Origin of the sequence: Psychrobacter okhotskensis, assembly GCF_965638355.1 — a bacterium.
Lineage (GTDB): Bacteria > Pseudomonadota > Gammaproteobacteria > Pseudomonadales > Moraxellaceae > Psychrobacter > Psychrobacter okhotskensis.
The window spans coordinates 1,999,663-2,015,591 of sequence record NZ_OZ281822.1; the positions used below are offsets into that span (position 1 = coordinate 1,999,663).

A 15,929-nucleotide genomic window follows, 5' to 3' on the forward strand; every position below is an offset into this window, starting at 1 on the left:
CAGTGATTATGATCACTCTGTATCTTTATGGCGCTAGGATTTTATTGTCCAACAAGCCAAACACAGCTTCGGTTAGGGCAAACTGACGAACATCGTTGAGCATCGTGGTATCAAAGTTATGAATAAAGGCAAAGGATAACTGCCGCGCAGGATCACACCACGCAACCGAACCGTTATAACCCATATGACCAAAGCTCGCTTGAGTATCAGCACAAATACTGAGTAGTCGATGATAACCCAAGCGCCAATCCATATTCGATGGCATGACAGCATCTAGCCCTGTGACTTGCGGTTTGGCTAGCGCCTCAAAAGTGGCGCTATCAATAAGCGTGCGTCCCTGCCATTGCCCGCCATTAGCCAACATCGCATAGATAGTGGCTAGTGCCTGCGCTGAGGCAACACCGTTGGCCGCTGGAATGGCTGCTTGTAACGTCTCACGCTGGTAATAGTCAATAGGTTGTTTATTAGCAGGTATGAGTGCCGCTTTATAATTTCTTAGATTCAGCTTGCTCGTATTGAAATACAAACCATTAATATGAGCCGTGTCTAAAATAGGCAGGTTGTTTTGCTCATCACCCTGAATTGTACTTGCCGTTTCTTTATTTTCTAACGTGTGCTGCTGCCAACACCCATAACTGGGCAGATTTGCATACGTTTTTAATGTCTCTGCTGAGTCTGCTTTTATCGTAGGTTTATGACGCCTATTACCTAACTGTGAGCTGTCCTCATTTGACCCAGCAAAGTTTTTGGCCAGCATCGCCACTTGGTCTACTTTGCTAGCGGGTACGCCGAAATAACAACTGTCTGCGATACCCAGTGGTTCAGTCAAATAATGCCGCAGCGCCTCAGCCAATGACAGCTCAGTCACCGCTTCTATCACGCCGCCTAATACCCAGCCATAGACTAAGGCACTATACGCGCTGTCGTATAACTCGGCATCTTCAGGTGCAGTGACTGACATCGCAGCGACTTTACTAAGCATCAACTGCCAATCGAGCAACTCTTCACTGTCCGCATCAATACTCTGAATAGAGAATAAATTGGCTTGATGCGACATAACATGGCGTAGCGTAATATCACCTTTATGCTGGGCAGCAAATGCGGGCCAATAGCTGGCAATCGGCTCATCATAAGCAAGCAACTGCTGCGCAACCAATACATGCACCAGCGTTGCCAATACGCCCTTACCCGTCGAAAAATTAAGCGATAAAGTATCAGGACTCCATGACAAATTCGCGCGCGCCAGCCCTATGCTCGCTTGTGCGATACATTTGCCGTCCTGATAGACAACCACCGCACCACCAGCAGGCGCATCATCAAGCTGTAAATCGGTAAGTATTCGCTGCAAATGTTGCTGAAGCTCGCTATCGGTTTGATCGTTAGGGTTTTGATTGGTTTTATTATTGTTGTCGCTCATGGTTGCTTTACTCCATTCTTTATAATTATGACAGGTCATTGAAACTTCAAGATTTTAAAACGCCTTAGCGCCTTAATCTTAAGCATTTATATACTACGGCATTTATAAAATACCAATAAATTATTTAATAATAAAAAAGGCCACCTATTGGTCGCCTTTTTTATTACTTCTCTTCATGCTTTAGCGCGGTACTAACAAACGCTTATAAACTTCGTCTTCAAGCTTCGTCAAACCATGACCGCGACCACGCTCCATAGCCGTATCCATCTTACGCCCGCGTAGCCAACCTGCCCGCAGAGCAATCGCTGCACCTACTCTATTGCCAGAGCCACAGTGCAACGCTGTTTTTTTGCCATGATGTTGGCGTAAGATATTATCAAACGCCAATATCTTAAGCTGCTTTAAATCTGCAGCGCCGCTAATAGCCAGCTGCTCATAGTGCATGCCTGCCCGCTCAACTGCTGCTGCTTCATCAAAGCTCAACTCGTCATCAGGTTGTAAGTTAATGACTAGCTCAACCCCAGCTTCGGCCAAAGCCGCCACTTTTTCCTCATCGAGCGCACCGCACACAATGGTATTTGCATCAGGGCGAAAGTAAGGGACGAAAATAGTGGCAAGATCGACACCATTATCACAAGCGCTGATGTCAATAGTAGCGCTGTCAGTCGCAGCGTAATCGTTCGCAGCGACTGTATCAGCTGCGGCCGAGCGATCAGAATGTACGGTACTGGTTACTTTATTTTGTGAAGTCATAGTTATAAATGTGTTCGTTAGGTGTGGCTATTGAGATAAAGGCGTCTTAGCTTACTGGTTATCGTTTTGTTGGCAGTTAATTAACGGTCACTTCTGCAATTTAATAACACCCGCCAGATGTGGCTTGTCGTTTTTAGAGCTATATAAGCCAAACTCACAAGTGTCGTCTGCATTGTCAAGCTGCGCGACCGGATCGCCAATAAGCTCTACTTCAGCAGGCAAAAAGATAGGCAACTTAAATGACACATCAACCGTACAAGCATCAGGTAGCTCGTCCATCATGGCAAGGCACTTGGCCTTTGACCACATACCGTGAGCAATGGCTTTAGGAAAACCAAACGCGCGCGCTGATAATGGATGCAGATGGATAAGGTTGAAGTCACCTGAAACAAAAGCATAGCGACGACCAATGTCCTCTGGCACTTCAAAGATGCTATGCACGCCGTCAGCGTTCACTGCTGGCTTCACCGTTACTGCACGCGGGCTGCTTTTATTATCTTTTTTGCTACTGTCCGATTTTTTACTACGTGACAGATAGGTTGACGTTCCTTCCCAAATGACTTCGTCCTCTGACTTGACCGTCGTCACAAAGTCGAACTGTTGACCTTGAGCATGATCACGCAAGTTATCGAACTTCACTGCCATAGCGACAGTCTCACGCTCACCGATAGGACGGTACTGAGTCACGCTATTATCCACATGTACCAGACCTAACATGGCAAACGGGAACGGCTCTTTGACCATCATATTCATCTGTAATGTTTGCGATAAGACCGAAAAATACGTCACAGGCACTTTGCCATTATCAGCAAAACCACAAATCTTGCGGTAATCATCAAGGTTGCTTTGATCGATGTGTAAGTCATCTACATAATAGGTCGCTTGCGGCAACTGGTCTTTACTGATTTTGCCACTATTGCCAATTGGCAATAAGCTTTTTACGATATTGGCGTAAGTCGTATGCGCTTTTGGCAACGCATCATAATGTTTGTCTGACATAATAAATCCTAAGTGTGGCTCAAGCTAATTTTCTTAGTGCATCTCGAGATGCTATGAAGTCGTTGATTAAGCTTACCGTTGAGTGATGTTATAAGCGCTCTGCTCGATATATTTAATACATAGCATTTTTCATACAAGGCAGCCGTTATATATAGATATTTTTTATACCTATTCCTTATATCTAGTATAGGCGCTTATCCCAACAAAAATCAATTGGGCTCATGGTTCCTGTGCTTTTATCATAAAGTTCCTGTGTTTTTATCATAAAAAAGCCACCCTTGGGCAGCTTTATTACAATTTATCAGCAATTCTTTCGTAAGCATATGTGAGGCACATAAAAAATTGTAAGTTATATCATGGATTTACCATGAGCAAATTCATCACCTATACCCACAAACGAATTAGGACTATGCACTCAAGGCTATGCACCTAGCAAGCTTTGACCACAAACGCGTACAATGTTGCCATTTAGACCGCCAGAAGCAGGAGATGCAAACCATGCGATAGTCTCAGCGACGTCGACTGGTAAGCCGCCTTGACTCATTGAGTTCATACGGCGACCCGCTTCACGAATAGCAAATGGGATGGCTTCTGTCATTTGCGTTTCGATAAATCCTGGAGCAACAGCGTTGATAGTCATGCCCTTAGCGTTATCTTCTAACTGCTTGGCAGTGGCATCAACCAAGCCAATCACGCCTGCTTTTGAAGTGGCATAGTTGGTTTGACCCAAGTTACCCGCGATGCCTGAGATAGATGATACGCAAACGATACGCGCGTTTTCTTTTAGGACGTCATTGTCAAGCAAGTAGCGGTTCAGCTTAGCGATACTGCCTAAGTTGATATTGATGACCATGTCCCACTTTTTCTCATCCATTTTTGCCAAGGTTTTATCACGTGTCACGCCAGCGTTATGGATAATTGAGTCTAGACCGCCACGCTTTTGCGCTGCTTCTGCGATTTCTTTGCCCGCGTCGGCACTGGTGATGTCGACGGTTAAGACAGAGCCACTAATTTCGCTAGCGACTTTTTGCAAGTCAGCTTGCTGCTGCGGAACATCAAGACAGATAACATGAGCCCCTTCACGAGCCAATACGCGCGCGATGGCTTCGCCGATACCGCGACTTGCGCCAGTGACTAGCATGGTTTTGCCGCCTAGAGGCTGTGTCCAATCGACATCGACGTTATCGCCTTTGCTGACGCGTACGACTTGTCCTGACACATAAGCTGAGCGCGCAGAAGTGAAAAAGCGTAGTGTCGAATCTAGATTTTGCTCAGCACCTTCTTCAACGTAGACAAGCTGTGCAGTAATACCACGCTTAAACTCTTTACCAACTGACTTCACAAAGCCTTCAAGCGCACGTTGTGCCAATGCTGCTTCGATATCAGTCGAGTTTTCTGGCGTACGGCCCACGATGATTACTCGACCTGATCGTTCTACGCGGCGAGCAACGGTGTGGAAGAATTCATACACTTCTTTAAGCTGGTCAGCATTACTGATATTACTGGCGTCAAAAAGCAAGACTTTAAATTTATCATCGCCGCCCGTATTGGCTTTTGCCTCAACACCCGCATCAGAAAGCGCATCTTTGATACCATCGCTGCTATTGACAAATACCTCGGCATGGACGTCTGACAAGATGCGGGCGATTGACTCACTCACGCTTTTGTCATCGCCAGCAGCGCGACCGACCAATACGCTACCGCGTACCAAGGGTTGACCACTATCAAAACGGTCAAGCTCTACCGGCATAGGCAAGCCTAAGTTTTTTGCGACTTTTTTACCAATAGAAGATTGAACAAAATCACCATAACGGTCTGACATAATATAGTTCCTATAACGAAAGGTTAAGATAAGAGTAAATGAAAAATGGAATTTGTCTTTTATAATCACTCATACAAACATCAACAAGTATAAAGACTCATCAGCATCATAATTATTTATATTTAGTAAATGGGTACAAAACTGCCTTAACTATACACTCACATAGTAAACAAGTCCAAAAGCCAAAAATGTCTATAACAATCTGTAAACAAGCCAGTATACAAGACAGTCTCTTTTTTTAGATTTAAAAATTGCTATCTTGTGCTAAAATCAGACCTATAAGTTATGGCAAATGCATTTATCGATAACAATATATTATCAAACGTGCCGTTATGCAATGCTAATAATCAATACTAGCCAGTCTACGAAAGTTATCATTCTAAGAAATATCATGGCTGCCTTTATAGCTATCAGTGGACTGAGAGATTACTGAGCTTAAATAAGAGTCACATAGTTTGCTAAAGACATACAGTAAGGCAGCAAAAACGCCTTATGATACACAGCTAGACGGTACAATAAATGATAATATCTGTTCACTGCATTAAATCACTGAGTCATACTGCTGAGCAACTTAAGCAATATATTTTGATTAGTCACCCTTTTTAAGGGCTATTTTCTTTTTTTCTTCTGCCAATATTTTAAGGATAATATTATGAGTAATAAAAATAATCACCCTGAGAGCCCTGTTGTTGAAAGCACAGTCGTAAAGTCTACTGATAGCAAAGCAAACAATGCTAAGTCTGAAAATACCAAGTCAGACAATGCTAAGTCAGCAGATAGCGCTAAAAAAGACACTGCCGCTAATAAAACCAGCAGCACCGATAATAAAGCAACTACGGCCAAAACATCTGCTGTAAAAGATACTGACACTAAAAACACGAACACCAAAAGCACTGCCAGCGCAAAAGAAACGGATGATAAAGTCGATACTGCAGCTGCTAAAAAGACCGCCACTACTGCGAAAAAGTCAAGCGCGAGCAAACTTGCTTCAGGTCAAAATCGCGTCGCAATCTTAGGGGGTAACCGTATCCCATTTGCCCGCTCAAACGGCTCATACGCAGACGTCAGCAACACAGATATGCTAACCGCTGCGTTGAACGGTCTGATTGAGCGCTTTAATCTACAAGACGAAAAAGTCGGTGAAGTCGTTGCTGGTGCCGTTATGAAGCTAAGCCGTGACATCAACCTAACTCGTGAAGCCACATTAAGCACCGCTCTAAACCCGCATACCCCTACTTATGACATCTCACAAGCTTGTGGGACTGGCTTGCAAGCGACGTTTGCTTCTGCCAACAAAATCGCCCTTGGCATTATCGATTCAGCCATCACTGGTGGTGTAGATACCACCTCTGACGCCCCTATCGCAGTTGGCGATGGCCTACGTAAAGTTCTTATCAAACTTGGTGCTGCTAAAGACAACAAACAACGTCTAAAAGCACTGATGGGTTTAAATCCAAAAGACTTACTTGATTCACCACAAAACGGTGAGCCACGTACTGGTCTATCTATGGGCGACCATCAGGCCATCACTGCGCTTGAGTGGAATATTAGCCGTGAAGCACAAGATGAGCTGGCCTTTAATAGCCATCAAAACCTAGCACGCGCTTATGACGAAGGTTTCTTTGATGACTTGATTACACCTTACAAAGGTCTGACTCGCGACAATAACTTGCGTCCAGACACTACTTTAGAGAAACTAGGTAAATTGAAGCCCGTATTTGGCAAAAAGAATGCCAATCCAACGATGACTGCCGCCAACTCTACGCCGCTAACTGATGGTGCTTCTTGTGTACTATTGGGTACGGATGAATGGGCAAAAGAGCACGGTCTTAAGCCATTGGCCTACATCGTCCATCAAGAGACCGCCGCTGTTGATTTCATCGGTAAGTCTGGCACGACAGAAGGTTTACTAATGGCACCTGCTTATGCCGTACCGCGTATGCTTGAGCGCGCTGGTCTGACACTACAGGATTTTGACTTTTATGAGATTCATGAAGCCTTTGCTTCACAAGTGCTATCAACGCTAGCGGCTTGGGAAGATGAGAAATTCTGTGAAGAGCGTCTAGGTCTTGACGCCCCACTAGGCTCTATCGATCGTAGCAAGCTCAACGTCAATGGTTCATCATTGGCAGCAGGTCATCCATTTGCTGCGACTGGTGGTCGTATCTTAGCCACTGCTGCTAAATTATTGGATCAAAAAGGCTCAGGTCGTGCCCTTATCTCTATCTGTGCCGCTGGCGGTCAAGGCGTTACTTGTATCTTAGAGAAGTAATCTTAAAAACAGCAAGAATAACCATGCGGAATAAATGCGTTGGTTGACCTGTTTAACCAACACACTAGTTTCAACTAAAAATGCCCTTTAATTAATTAAAGGGCATTTTTTTGTTGGCTGTATTTGTTATTATTAAGGAACCTCTAACAACAAGGGTTTGCAAAACCACTTAGCCGATCAAAGGTAACGTTTATGGGTATGACAAAGTATTTGTTAAAAAAGCTTAAGCAAGCCATTTTTAGCCCTGAGGAGTTTGATGTGACGAAAACATTCTCAACGATTGACCCCCAACCTTTAAGAACGGAAGAACGCGGTGATCAGAACCAGCTAGAACAAACCACTATTATTGAACGTATCGACAAAGAAGTCTTTGACGATACGTTGCGTCGTAGAATGCATGAAGACTTAATTGATACCTATGATGAAGAGCTTGAGAACGAAATCGATGACTATATGCGCGATTTTCGTTTTGATGGCCGTGAGATGAGCGCACAAGAAAAGCTCGATCGGCGTACTTATTTCCAAGAGTTGGTGCGCTTGCAACGTGAGCTTATCAAGCTACAAGATTGGGTAGTGGCTCGCGGTGAGCGTATTGTGGTGATATTTGAGGGTCGTGATTCGGCGGGCAAAGGCGGTGCCATTAAGCGTATCACCCAACGCTTAAACCCGCGCGTTTGTAGAGTCGCTGCCCTACCTGCACCAACGGAACGTGAGCAATCACAATGGTATTTTCAACGTTACGTGGCGCACTTACCTGCCGCTGGTGAAATTGTCCTATTTGATCGTAGTTGGTATAACCGCGTCGGCGTCGAGCACGTTATGGGTTTTTGTACGGATGCGCAGTATGAGGAGTTTTTTCAGTCGGTGCCCGAGTTTGAGCGTATGCTAGTGCGCTCCGGCATTCGCTTGGTCAAATACTGGTTTTCGATTACTGATGATGAGCAACATTCGCGCTTTATGAGCCGCATTCATGACCCGCTTAAGCAGTGGAAACTCTCACCGATGGACCTGCAATCACGGCGGCGTTGGGAGGATTATACCAAGGCCAAAGAAACCATGTTCGAGCGTACTCATATTCCTGAAGCACCTTGGTGGGTGGTCGAAGGCAATAACAAGAAACGGGCGAGATTAAATTGTATTGCTCATCTGCTTGAGCAAATTCCTTATAAAGAAGTGCCACGCGATGAAGTAGAATTGCCCGAACGCAAGCGTGATGATGAATACTATCGTGAGCCAATTCCAGACGATATGTATGTACCACCGCGTTATTAACATATCTTTTTTCTTTACTTAGTCTTACTTAATCCAGCCTTATTTTACTTAAAAAAATGCCGCCTTATATATAAGGCGGCGTTTTTTATCCCACTATTTATTTTGAAACTCATTATTATTTCAACAGATAAGCGTATGGATAGATATAGTCAAGGAATTTTAGAATCGCTACAAGGCGACCGACCGCAGATAGTACACTGAGTACATCTAGGGCGGGTAACACCGTAGCGGTTTAAAAGTGCTCTGACTATATACATGCTACATAGTATAAGTAGACTGTAAACTGTCAATCTTACCAGCCAATAAACGCTCGACTTCGTTTTTAATTCTTTGGCCTGCGATATCAGTGCCAATCTGCACGGCAAAACCGGCTGGACGACCGCTTTGGGCTTTAGAATTAATCCATACCACCTTACCATTCATCGGTAAACGCTCGCTAGAGTTGGGTAAAGTCACCGCAATAAACACCTCATCGCCCAGCTTTTGCACGCGGTCAGAGGGAATAAATAATGCCCCATTATTGACAAAGGATAAATAGCTGGCGTACAACGTTTCGATATCTTCCATATGGCAGGTTAGAATCCCGCCACGCCCTGGCATTGCCATAGTCCGCTTCCTTTATAAATGAGGTTTGAGATATTTTTATGAGTAATAAATAATACATAATAAATAATAAAGAGACCAGTACATTAACAAACCACCAAATGATCATTAAGCATCTTAATCTTCTTAGTCATGCTCTACTTACTTTCTATGGTGGATTGACTATAGATAGGCCAACTCTTGCATTAGCTTATCATAGGCGAATTTTTCTTGCACATTTTGTTGTAGCGCAATTTTAGTCTGTTGTAGGCTAGTCGCAAAGCCCTCTAAACCACTGTCAGTAGGTTGATAAGTGTCTAATGCTACTGAGAGACTGATGTCTTTTTGCAGCTCGCTCAATCCTAAGCAGACACGGCGCATATCAAGCAGCATCAGCTCAGACAGCTGGATAAACTCTGCGATACTCAGCTGGGTTTGCCAATAATCGCTGGCTGCCACGCTACTTCGTTTGCCACTACGTAACGCTTGCCATGTTGTCAGCCATAACGCGCGCTTACTGTACCAAGGTGCTTGCGCCAACGCTATTGCTGCTAAAGGCGCACCGTTTGCCAATTGGATAAGCTGCTCAATCGCCGACGTAGCGACCGCTTCACGATTAACTGTAGACCCAAGCGCTTGTGTGACATAGTCAACAGCGCTAGCAGGCTCAATAGTTTGCAGAGCTAGCTGCTGAACCCGACTTTTGATAGTGGGTAATAGCTGCGCTGGCGTATCACTGATTAAGAATAAATGGACTTGCGCTTGTGGCTCTTCCAACGTCTTAAGTAGCGCATTGGCAGCAGCAACGGTCATTTGCTCGGCATGATCTAACACGCAGATGCGCATCCCCTGCCCGCCTTGATAAATAAAAGGCTGCAACGCACGAATATCATCAACTTTTATTTTAAGAGCACTGTTGCTGGCGGCTTTGGCAGATTTTTTGTCTTTAGCGTTACTATTGGCAGTTTCTCTATTGCTTATATTTTCTGCACTGACTGGCATACTGACGAGAGGAAGCACTTGTAGGCTTGGATGGGTACCGGATCTGAGCCACTGACAGCTCTCGCATTCTGCGCAAGCGCCAGATGGATGAGTATCGCGCTTGCGGCACAATAACCAAGCGACTAAGCGCCATACAAACGCGCGCTTACCCATGCCTTGCATCCCTGCTGCGAGCAGGGCATGAGGCAAAGACTGCTGCGACGTTGATACCCGATTGGTCAACTGCGACCACAGACTTTGCTGCCACGGCAGTAACGGTGCAAAATAAATGCCATCTGAGGTATCTAATGCACCTGTATTTTCTGTGAGGTCACTCATAAATTTTGCTCGATAGCGATGCTTGATGACTGTGTTTCACGATCATATTCCACGGCCGTATTTAACAACTGCGTTTGATGAATTGGTAAATAGCGCGATTAGTAGATAGTGCGATTGCTAGGCGTCACAATAATATTGCTTGGCAAAAATCATATTTTTACTTAGGCTATTTAGCCATAGGATTCTGAAAATCTGCCAAACTCATGCTATTTAAACGGTCTAAATCTTCTTGCGTATCGACACCTGCTGGTAGCTGGCAAGCGGCGGTGGCAATAGCAATGTGACCACCATTCTCTAAAACGCGTAATTGCTCTAAGCTTTCAAGTATTTCAAGCGGTGTTTGCGGCCAATGCACAAACTGCTGCAATAGGCTGACGCGATAAGCATATAACCCTAAATGACGATAAGCATTTTTGGGCGGCTGTTTCTGGCTTTCATTAGCCAATAAGACATCGCGATCGCAAGGAATCGGTGCTCGACTAAAATATAGCGCTCGCTGCAAATCATTAGCATGCTGACTGACAACCTTTACCACTGATGGACGCATAAAAGTCTCGTGGTCATCAATAGGCTCACATAAAGTAGCCATCACGCTGTCATTGTCTGCTACCAACAGCGCCTTCACCTGCTCTAATAATAGCGGCGGTACCAACGGTTCATCACCTTGCATATTGACCACAATATCATGCTCAGCCCAGCCTTTAATCGCAGCAACTTCTGCCAAACGGTCAGTCCCCGAAGCATGCTCTGCGCTGGTCATCACCACATCAAAACCTGCATCTATACATACTTTGGCAATACGCTCATCATCGGTCGCAATACACATATCATCAGCGAAGTGTGCTGCCTGTGCCTTTTCAGCGACCCAAAGAATCATCGGCTTGCCATGAATGTTTAATAATGGCTTGCCGGGTAATCGCGTACTCTTAAAACGAGCAGGAACGACAATATGCGTTTTGGCGGGCGTAATGGTGGGCGACATGGTTTATTCCTACAAAAATCATTTGAATTTTAGGCTTTACGGCTTTTCACTATTACAGATATCAATATTTAAAACTTTTAATTGCTGCTGTAAATTATCATAACAACTATCCGACAATACTGCGGTCACCGGCAATACCCAAAGTCTACTTATGAGGACTTTATACTCAGCACTTAGTGGTTGTTGAGCAGTTAGTTGCAATAGTAAGGCTCTTAGTTTTACCGCATCTTTAGTGGTTACCACGATGGGATATTCGCGATATTGCAGCAGCTCAGCCATACTAAACTCATAATGGTCAGGATAAGGGTGACCAATGACCTCAAAACCAAGCGCGTGTAAAGTATCAAAAAACCGCTGCGGATAGCCAATACCGCTTACAGCGTGGACTTTGCTGCCCTTTTCAGGTGCTTTGTTATTTACTTCAAAATCTGTTAATTGAAAATCACCAACTTGCGAATCAGAGGGTCGCAAATCAGTTATTTGTAAACTCGTCATTTTAGCGTCAGCCAATACCGGTTGCCACAATAGTTGCATGTCGTCCGCTTGCAGGTGCATGGACAGACGCTCGGCTTGTGACTGTTGGATATTTTTAGTATCAGAAGCTGAACTGGTCTTTGGCTCTTCATGGTAAATAACAGTGGCGCCTTGCAAGCGCGACATCGGCTCACGTAAAAACCCGGTCGGCAATAACTGCTCATTGCCAAAGCCCCGTGCTGCATCGACCACAATCCATTCAATATCACGTTGCAACGCATAATGCTGCAAACCATCGTCGGCGATGATTAATTGTAGGTCTGGATGAGCAGCCAATAAAGTAGTAATCGCTTGCTTACGATTCGGGCAGACCGCCATTGGTACACCCGTCATATTGACAATTAAACAAGGCTCATCCCCTACCACACTGGGTAGACTGGCGGCATCGACCAAGGCTGGCATCTGACTGCTATCGCCACCGTAACCACGACTGATTACCCCTACTTTAATACCTTGCGCTTGGAGATAGTCGACCAGAGCAATAATTAATGGCGTTTTGCCGCTACCGCCCACGCTGATATTACCAATCACCATCACAGGAACGGGGGCGCGGTAACTGGCTAGTAATCCAAACTTATAAGCTTGACGGCGCAGCATGGTAATGAGCCCATACAACCAGCTAATCGGCAATAATAGCCATAACCAAGCGGCTTGACGTTGCCATGCACGCGTCACTGTCGTCTCAATGCTCATTGGTATTGGTCACTTTTCCATTATCTTAATGCTCGCTCAGCAGCCCGTCGTTCAAATCTTAGCAAAACCCTTCACACTCTTACTCAAAATCGCGCTCATACATTTGTGCGTAATGACCTTGCAATCTTATCAATTCGTCGTGTGTCCCTAACTCAACGATCTGACCGCCATCCATCACTGCAATACGATCAGCCGATTCAATGGTGGTTAATCGATGGGCAATAACTAGCGTGGTACGATCTTTCATCACGTTATCAAGCGCTTGCTGAATGTAATACTCAGATTCGTTATCCAAAGCGCTGGTTGCTTCATCCAATATTAAAATCGGCGCGTCTTTTAATAGCGCACGGGCAATCGATAAACGTTGACGTTGACCGCCAGATAACTGCAGACCTTCAGCACCAATCTCACTTTGATAACCATTTGGCATCTTCACAATAAAGTCATGGGCAAAGGCATCTTTTGCGGCCCGCTCAACTTGAGCTTGGGTTTTATTGGCCAAGCCACCATAGGCAATATTATTAAATACTGTGGTATTAAATAGCACCACTTGCTGATTGACCATAGCAATCTGGGCGCGCAAGCTCTCTAAGGTAATATCTTCTATCGGCATACCATCTAAGGTAATTTGCCCAGAAGAAGTCGATAAGGTACGCGTTAGTAAGTTCACTAAGGACGACTTACCCGCGCCACTTCGTCCTACAAGTGCAACCGTTTCACCTGCTCGGATATCCAACGTAAAGTCACGTAGGGCCACCGTCGAGTCAGGATAAACCAAGCTGACATTATCTAAGCGAATCTCACCAGATAGTGCTGGGTTTAACACGCCAGTATCTTCTTCTTCTGGCTCATCCAGTAAAGCAAAGATAGACACCCCTGCTGCGATACCCTTTTGCAATTTCTGATTGACATCAGTTAGTGAACGTACCGGCTTACTCAATAGCCCTGCTGCCGCAATATAAGAAATGAACTCACCAGCTGAAATATTATCTATCACTGCAGGACGCAGCGCGAGCCACACCACGACCGACATGGCCATCGCCATCAGTAACTGTACCGCTGGTGTGTTAATACTGTTAGTGATGACAACTTTCATGCCTTGGCGTAAGTTCTTTTTTGAAGTCAGATCAAACCGCTTGGATTCGTACGCTTGTCCACCGTAGTTTTTGACCACTTGATAGCCACCGATGACTTCATTGGTGATATGACTGACATCACCCATCGTCTGTTGAATACCTTTAGAAAGCTTAAGGTAACGCTTGGAGGCGATACGAATCAGCCATAATATCGGCGGCAAAACGACAAACAGAATCAAGGTTAAACGCCAATTACTGTATAGCAAAAAGCCAATCAATCCTATGACCGTCAAACCATCGCGCAATACCGTTTTCATCGAATCAGTGCTGGCAGCGGTGACCTGCTCAACATCAAAGATGAGCTTTGACGAGATGGTGCCAGCTGGGTTGGCCAGATAAAACGAGCTTGGCAAGCGCAGTAGTTTATTAAAGACTTCCACTCGCAGCTCATATACCAAATTACGAGAGACCAAAGCAGAGTAATAATTACCTAAAAAGCTACCAATACCGCGCACAAAGAATAGCCCGACAATCAAAAGCGGAAATAAATCTTGCTTGCTTTGATCGTTTTGGTTGATGGCATCAGTGATATATTGCAGTAACTTGGCAATCCAAATCTCTGTCGCGGCGTTAATCGAAAAACCCAAAACTGTTAGTAACAGTGCCCACCAATAGGGTTTTAGATAACTGAGTAGACGCAATAATGTTTTGCGCTTAGGCGTGTTGGCTGGCGACACTAATGTGCTCTTAGTAGAAGTTTTTGTAGAGTCAGGTTGATAAGCTTGGCTCATAAAAGCCTCAATTTGGGTGTTGTGACATGAATGGACTGTGCTGATGGCACAATTTTATAGGATTTTGATGTTATACAACAGCGGTGCAAAGCTGACATTTTTTAAATCGTACAATTAGAAATTATGGTGCAAAAACAAAGGCTATTGTGGTAAAAGTTATTGTGGCAAAGGCTGACCGAGTGGTACGACGGTACTAATATTTAGGTTTAAAAAACCCAGCTTACCGGCAATATCCATGACCCGCACCACTGATTGATGGGTAGCATTGGCATCCGCTGCAATAACAAATAGCATGTCACGATTACTGCCCGCCTCTTGCTGTAACATACTGGTCAACTCAGCCTCATTGCTGCTGGCAAGAGTAATACCATTAACCAAATAACTGCCATCCTCTTGTACCGCCACCTCGATACTGTTTTTCTCTTCTGTCAGTGCCACACCTTCTGCTTCGGGCAGAATGATATTTAAGCGACTAAAATGATTAAACGACGTCGCCAGTAGCAAGAACACAATTAAGAATAATAAGCAGTCAATCATTGGCGTTAGATTAATTTCGAGCGGCTCAACCGTTGGTTTTCTAAAGCGCATATCACTCTCTTTAATTGACTTAATACTTATTTTCTTAATGAACGACTGTTCATATTATTGCGAATACGACTCATACCATTGTTAATACGATGACGTTGCTGCCGTACTATTATCTAAACTTAGCGCATCCACTACATGCTTATTGTCTTCATTTTCGGCAGGTGATGCACCCTGTATTGGCTTCTTCAAATGAGTATTATGAGTATTTTCAAGCAATTGATAATCATACAACTCTTGAATCATCAGACCTGCTTGGGTCTCAAACTGGGCGTTGATATCAATGATACGACGCTGAAAATAACGATAGGCAACCAACGCTGGTATAGCTACAATCATGCCCGCTGCTGTAGTGATTAGTGCTTGGGACACGCCAGCGGCGAGCATCGTTGGGTCTTGCATCGCGCCATCAGTAATCGCTAAGAACGATGAGATAATCCCCAATACCGTCCCCAATAATCCGAGTAGCGGCGCAATCGCTCCTATGGTACCGAGCATATTGATGTTCTTTTCTAACTGATGTACCTGCACACTGGCACGATTCTGCATATGCATGGTCATCGAGTCCAAACCATACTGACGATAGAGCAAACCAGTGGCTAAAATATCACCCAAGGGTGTCTTTTCTTTAACATTCATCAACTGGGTACGGCCAATATCGCCGTTTTCGCGTAGGCGGGTGATTAGCTGTTCGCGCAATCTGCCCGGTACAATTTTATTAAACTGTAAGGTATGGCTACGCTCGATGATGATGACTAATGCCAGTATTGAACACACTACAATCGGCGTCATTAACCAACCGCCCGCCTTTACCAACTCCCACATACTGAC

General features: G+C 44.7%; 13 protein-coding genes. 2 read left to right on the forward strand and 11 right to left on the reverse strand.

Annotation, left to right across the window (positions count from 1 at the left end; translation table 11 throughout):
- Window positions 1–25: 25 nt before the first annotated feature.
- The 4 genes from ACSUPM_RS08345 to ACSUPM_RS08360 form a co-directional block, all read right to left on the reverse strand.
- Window positions 26–1,417, reverse strand: coding sequence for a serine hydrolase domain-containing protein (locus ACSUPM_RS08345; protein ID WP_350588152.1), 1,392 nt, complete (start codon window positions 1,415–1,417; stop codon window positions 26–28).
- 180 nt (window positions 1,418–1,597) lie between these two features.
- Window positions 1,598–2,170, reverse strand: coding sequence for a beta-lactamase hydrolase domain-containing protein (locus ACSUPM_RS08350; protein ID WP_025651805.1), 573 nt, complete (start codon window positions 2,168–2,170; stop codon window positions 1,598–1,600).
- 87 nt (window positions 2,171–2,257) lie between these two features.
- Window positions 2,258–3,169 carry a MaoC family dehydratase gene (locus tag ACSUPM_RS08355; protein WP_025651804.1) on the reverse strand — a complete coding sequence of 304 codons (912 nt, stop codon included), beginning with the start codon at window positions 3,167–3,169 and terminating at the stop codon, window positions 2,258–2,260.
- A 421-nt stretch (window positions 3,170–3,590) separates the two neighbouring features.
- Window positions 3,591–4,991, reverse strand: coding sequence for a 3-oxoacyl-ACP reductase (locus tag ACSUPM_RS08360; protein ID WP_201566213.1), 1,401 nt, complete (start codon window positions 4,989–4,991; stop codon window positions 3,591–3,593).
- A 652-nt stretch (window positions 4,992–5,643) separates the two neighbouring features.
- Here ACSUPM_RS08360 and ACSUPM_RS08365 point away from each other — a divergent pair.
- Both ACSUPM_RS08365 and ppk2 read left to right on the forward strand, forming a co-directional pair.
- Complete coding sequence (locus ACSUPM_RS08365; protein WP_201566214.1) at window positions 5,644–7,263, forward strand: acetyl-CoA C-acetyltransferase; 1,620 nt, start codon at window positions 5,644–5,646, stop codon at window positions 7,261–7,263.
- 192 nt (window positions 7,264–7,455) lie between these two features.
- On the forward strand, window positions 7,456–8,535 hold the full coding sequence (ppk2, locus tag ACSUPM_RS08370; protein WP_240990777.1) for a polyphosphate kinase 2: 1,080 nt from the start codon (window positions 7,456–7,458) through the stop codon (window positions 8,533–8,535).
- Between the two features lie 258 nt (window positions 8,536–8,793).
- On the opposite strand, the gene ACSUPM_RS08375 is transcribed toward ppk2, so the two are convergent.
- From ACSUPM_RS08375 to ACSUPM_RS08405, 7 genes are all read right to left on the reverse strand, one after another.
- Window positions 8,794–9,141, reverse strand: coding sequence for a PilZ domain-containing protein (locus tag ACSUPM_RS08375; RefSeq protein ID WP_201566215.1), 348 nt, complete (start codon window positions 9,139–9,141; stop codon window positions 8,794–8,796).
- A 159-nt stretch (window positions 9,142–9,300) separates the two neighbouring features.
- Entirely contained in the window at window positions 9,301–10,437 is a 1,137-nt protein-coding gene (locus tag ACSUPM_RS08380) for a DNA polymerase III subunit delta' (RefSeq protein ID WP_350588151.1), read from the reverse strand.
- 166 nt (window positions 10,438–10,603) lie between these two features.
- Window positions 10,604–11,419: a 3-deoxy-manno-octulosonate cytidylyltransferase gene (gene kdsB / locus ACSUPM_RS08385; protein ID WP_350588150.1), complete on the reverse strand. Its 816-nt coding sequence runs from the start codon at window positions 11,417–11,419 to the stop codon at window positions 10,604–10,606.
- Window positions 11,420–11,455: 36 nt separating this feature from the next.
- On the reverse strand, window positions 11,456–12,646 hold the full coding sequence (lpxK, locus tag ACSUPM_RS08390) for a tetraacyldisaccharide 4'-kinase (protein WP_201575782.1): 1,191 nt from the start codon (window positions 12,644–12,646) through the stop codon (window positions 11,456–11,458).
- A 79-nt stretch (window positions 12,647–12,725) separates the two neighbouring features.
- Window positions 12,726–14,513 carry a lipid A export permease/ATP-binding protein MsbA gene (gene msbA / locus ACSUPM_RS08395; protein WP_101211435.1) on the reverse strand — a complete coding sequence of 596 codons (1,788 nt, stop codon included), beginning with the start codon at window positions 14,511–14,513 and terminating at the stop codon, window positions 12,726–12,728.
- A gap of 156 nt (window positions 14,514–14,669) precedes the next feature.
- A complete protein-coding gene (locus tag ACSUPM_RS08400; protein WP_025651795.1) occupies window positions 14,670–15,101 on the reverse strand; it encodes an ExbD/TolR family protein in 432 nt (143 codons plus the stop codon).
- Window positions 15,102–15,182: 81 nt separating this feature from the next.
- A complete protein-coding gene (locus ACSUPM_RS08405; RefSeq protein WP_173239498.1) occupies window positions 15,183–15,923 on the reverse strand; it encodes a MotA/TolQ/ExbB proton channel family protein in 741 nt (246 codons plus the stop codon).
- Between the last annotated feature and the right edge of the window lie 6 nt (window positions 15,924–15,929).

What these genes read in the sequence shown, in the direction of transcription:
- ACSUPM_RS08360 (WP_201566213.1), bottom strand. Translation starts at nt 4,991, where the DNA reads ATGTCAGACCGTTATGGTGATTTTGTTCAATCTTCTATTGGTAAAAAA.
- ACSUPM_RS08400 (WP_025651795.1), bottom strand. Translation starts at nt 15,101, where the DNA reads ATGCGCTTTAGAAAACCAACGGTTGAGCCGCTCGAAATTAATCTAACG.
- ppk2 (WP_240990777.1), top strand. Translation starts at nt 7,456, where the DNA reads ATGGGTATGACAAAGTATTTGTTAAAAAAGCTTAAGCAAGCCATTTTT.
- msbA (WP_101211435.1), bottom strand. Translation starts at nt 14,513, where the DNA reads ATGAGCCAAGCTTATCAACCTGACTCTACAAAAACTTCTACTAAGAGC.
- kdsB (WP_350588150.1), bottom strand. Translation starts at nt 11,419, where the DNA reads ATGTCGCCCACCATTACGCCCGCCAAAACGCATATTGTCGTTCCTGCT.
- ACSUPM_RS08365 (WP_201566214.1), top strand. Translation starts at nt 5,644, where the DNA reads ATGAGTAATAAAAATAATCACCCTGAGAGCCCTGTTGTTGAAAGCACA.
- lpxK (WP_201575782.1), bottom strand. Translation starts at nt 12,646, where the DNA reads ATGAGCATTGAGACGACAGTGACGCGTGCATGGCAACGTCAAGCCGCT.
- ACSUPM_RS08380 (WP_350588151.1), bottom strand. Translation starts at nt 10,437, where the DNA reads ATGAGTGACCTCACAGAAAATACAGGTGCATTAGATACCTCAGATGGC.
- ACSUPM_RS08375 (WP_201566215.1), bottom strand. Translation starts at nt 9,141, where the DNA reads ATGGCAATGCCAGGGCGTGGCGGGATTCTAACCTGCCATATGGAAGAT.
- ACSUPM_RS08345 (WP_350588152.1), bottom strand. Translation starts at nt 1,417, where the DNA reads ATGAGCGACAACAATAATAAAACCAATCAAAACCCTAACGATCAAACC.
- ACSUPM_RS08405 (WP_173239498.1), bottom strand. Translation starts at nt 15,923, where the DNA reads ATGTGGGAGTTGGTAAAGGCGGGCGGTTGGTTAATGACGCCGATTGTA.
- ACSUPM_RS08355 (WP_025651804.1), bottom strand. Translation starts at nt 3,169, where the DNA reads ATGTCAGACAAACATTATGATGCGTTGCCAAAAGCGCATACGACTTAC.
- ACSUPM_RS08350 (WP_025651805.1), bottom strand. Translation starts at nt 2,170, where the DNA reads ATGACTTCACAAAATAAAGTAACCAGTACCGTACATTCTGATCGCTCG.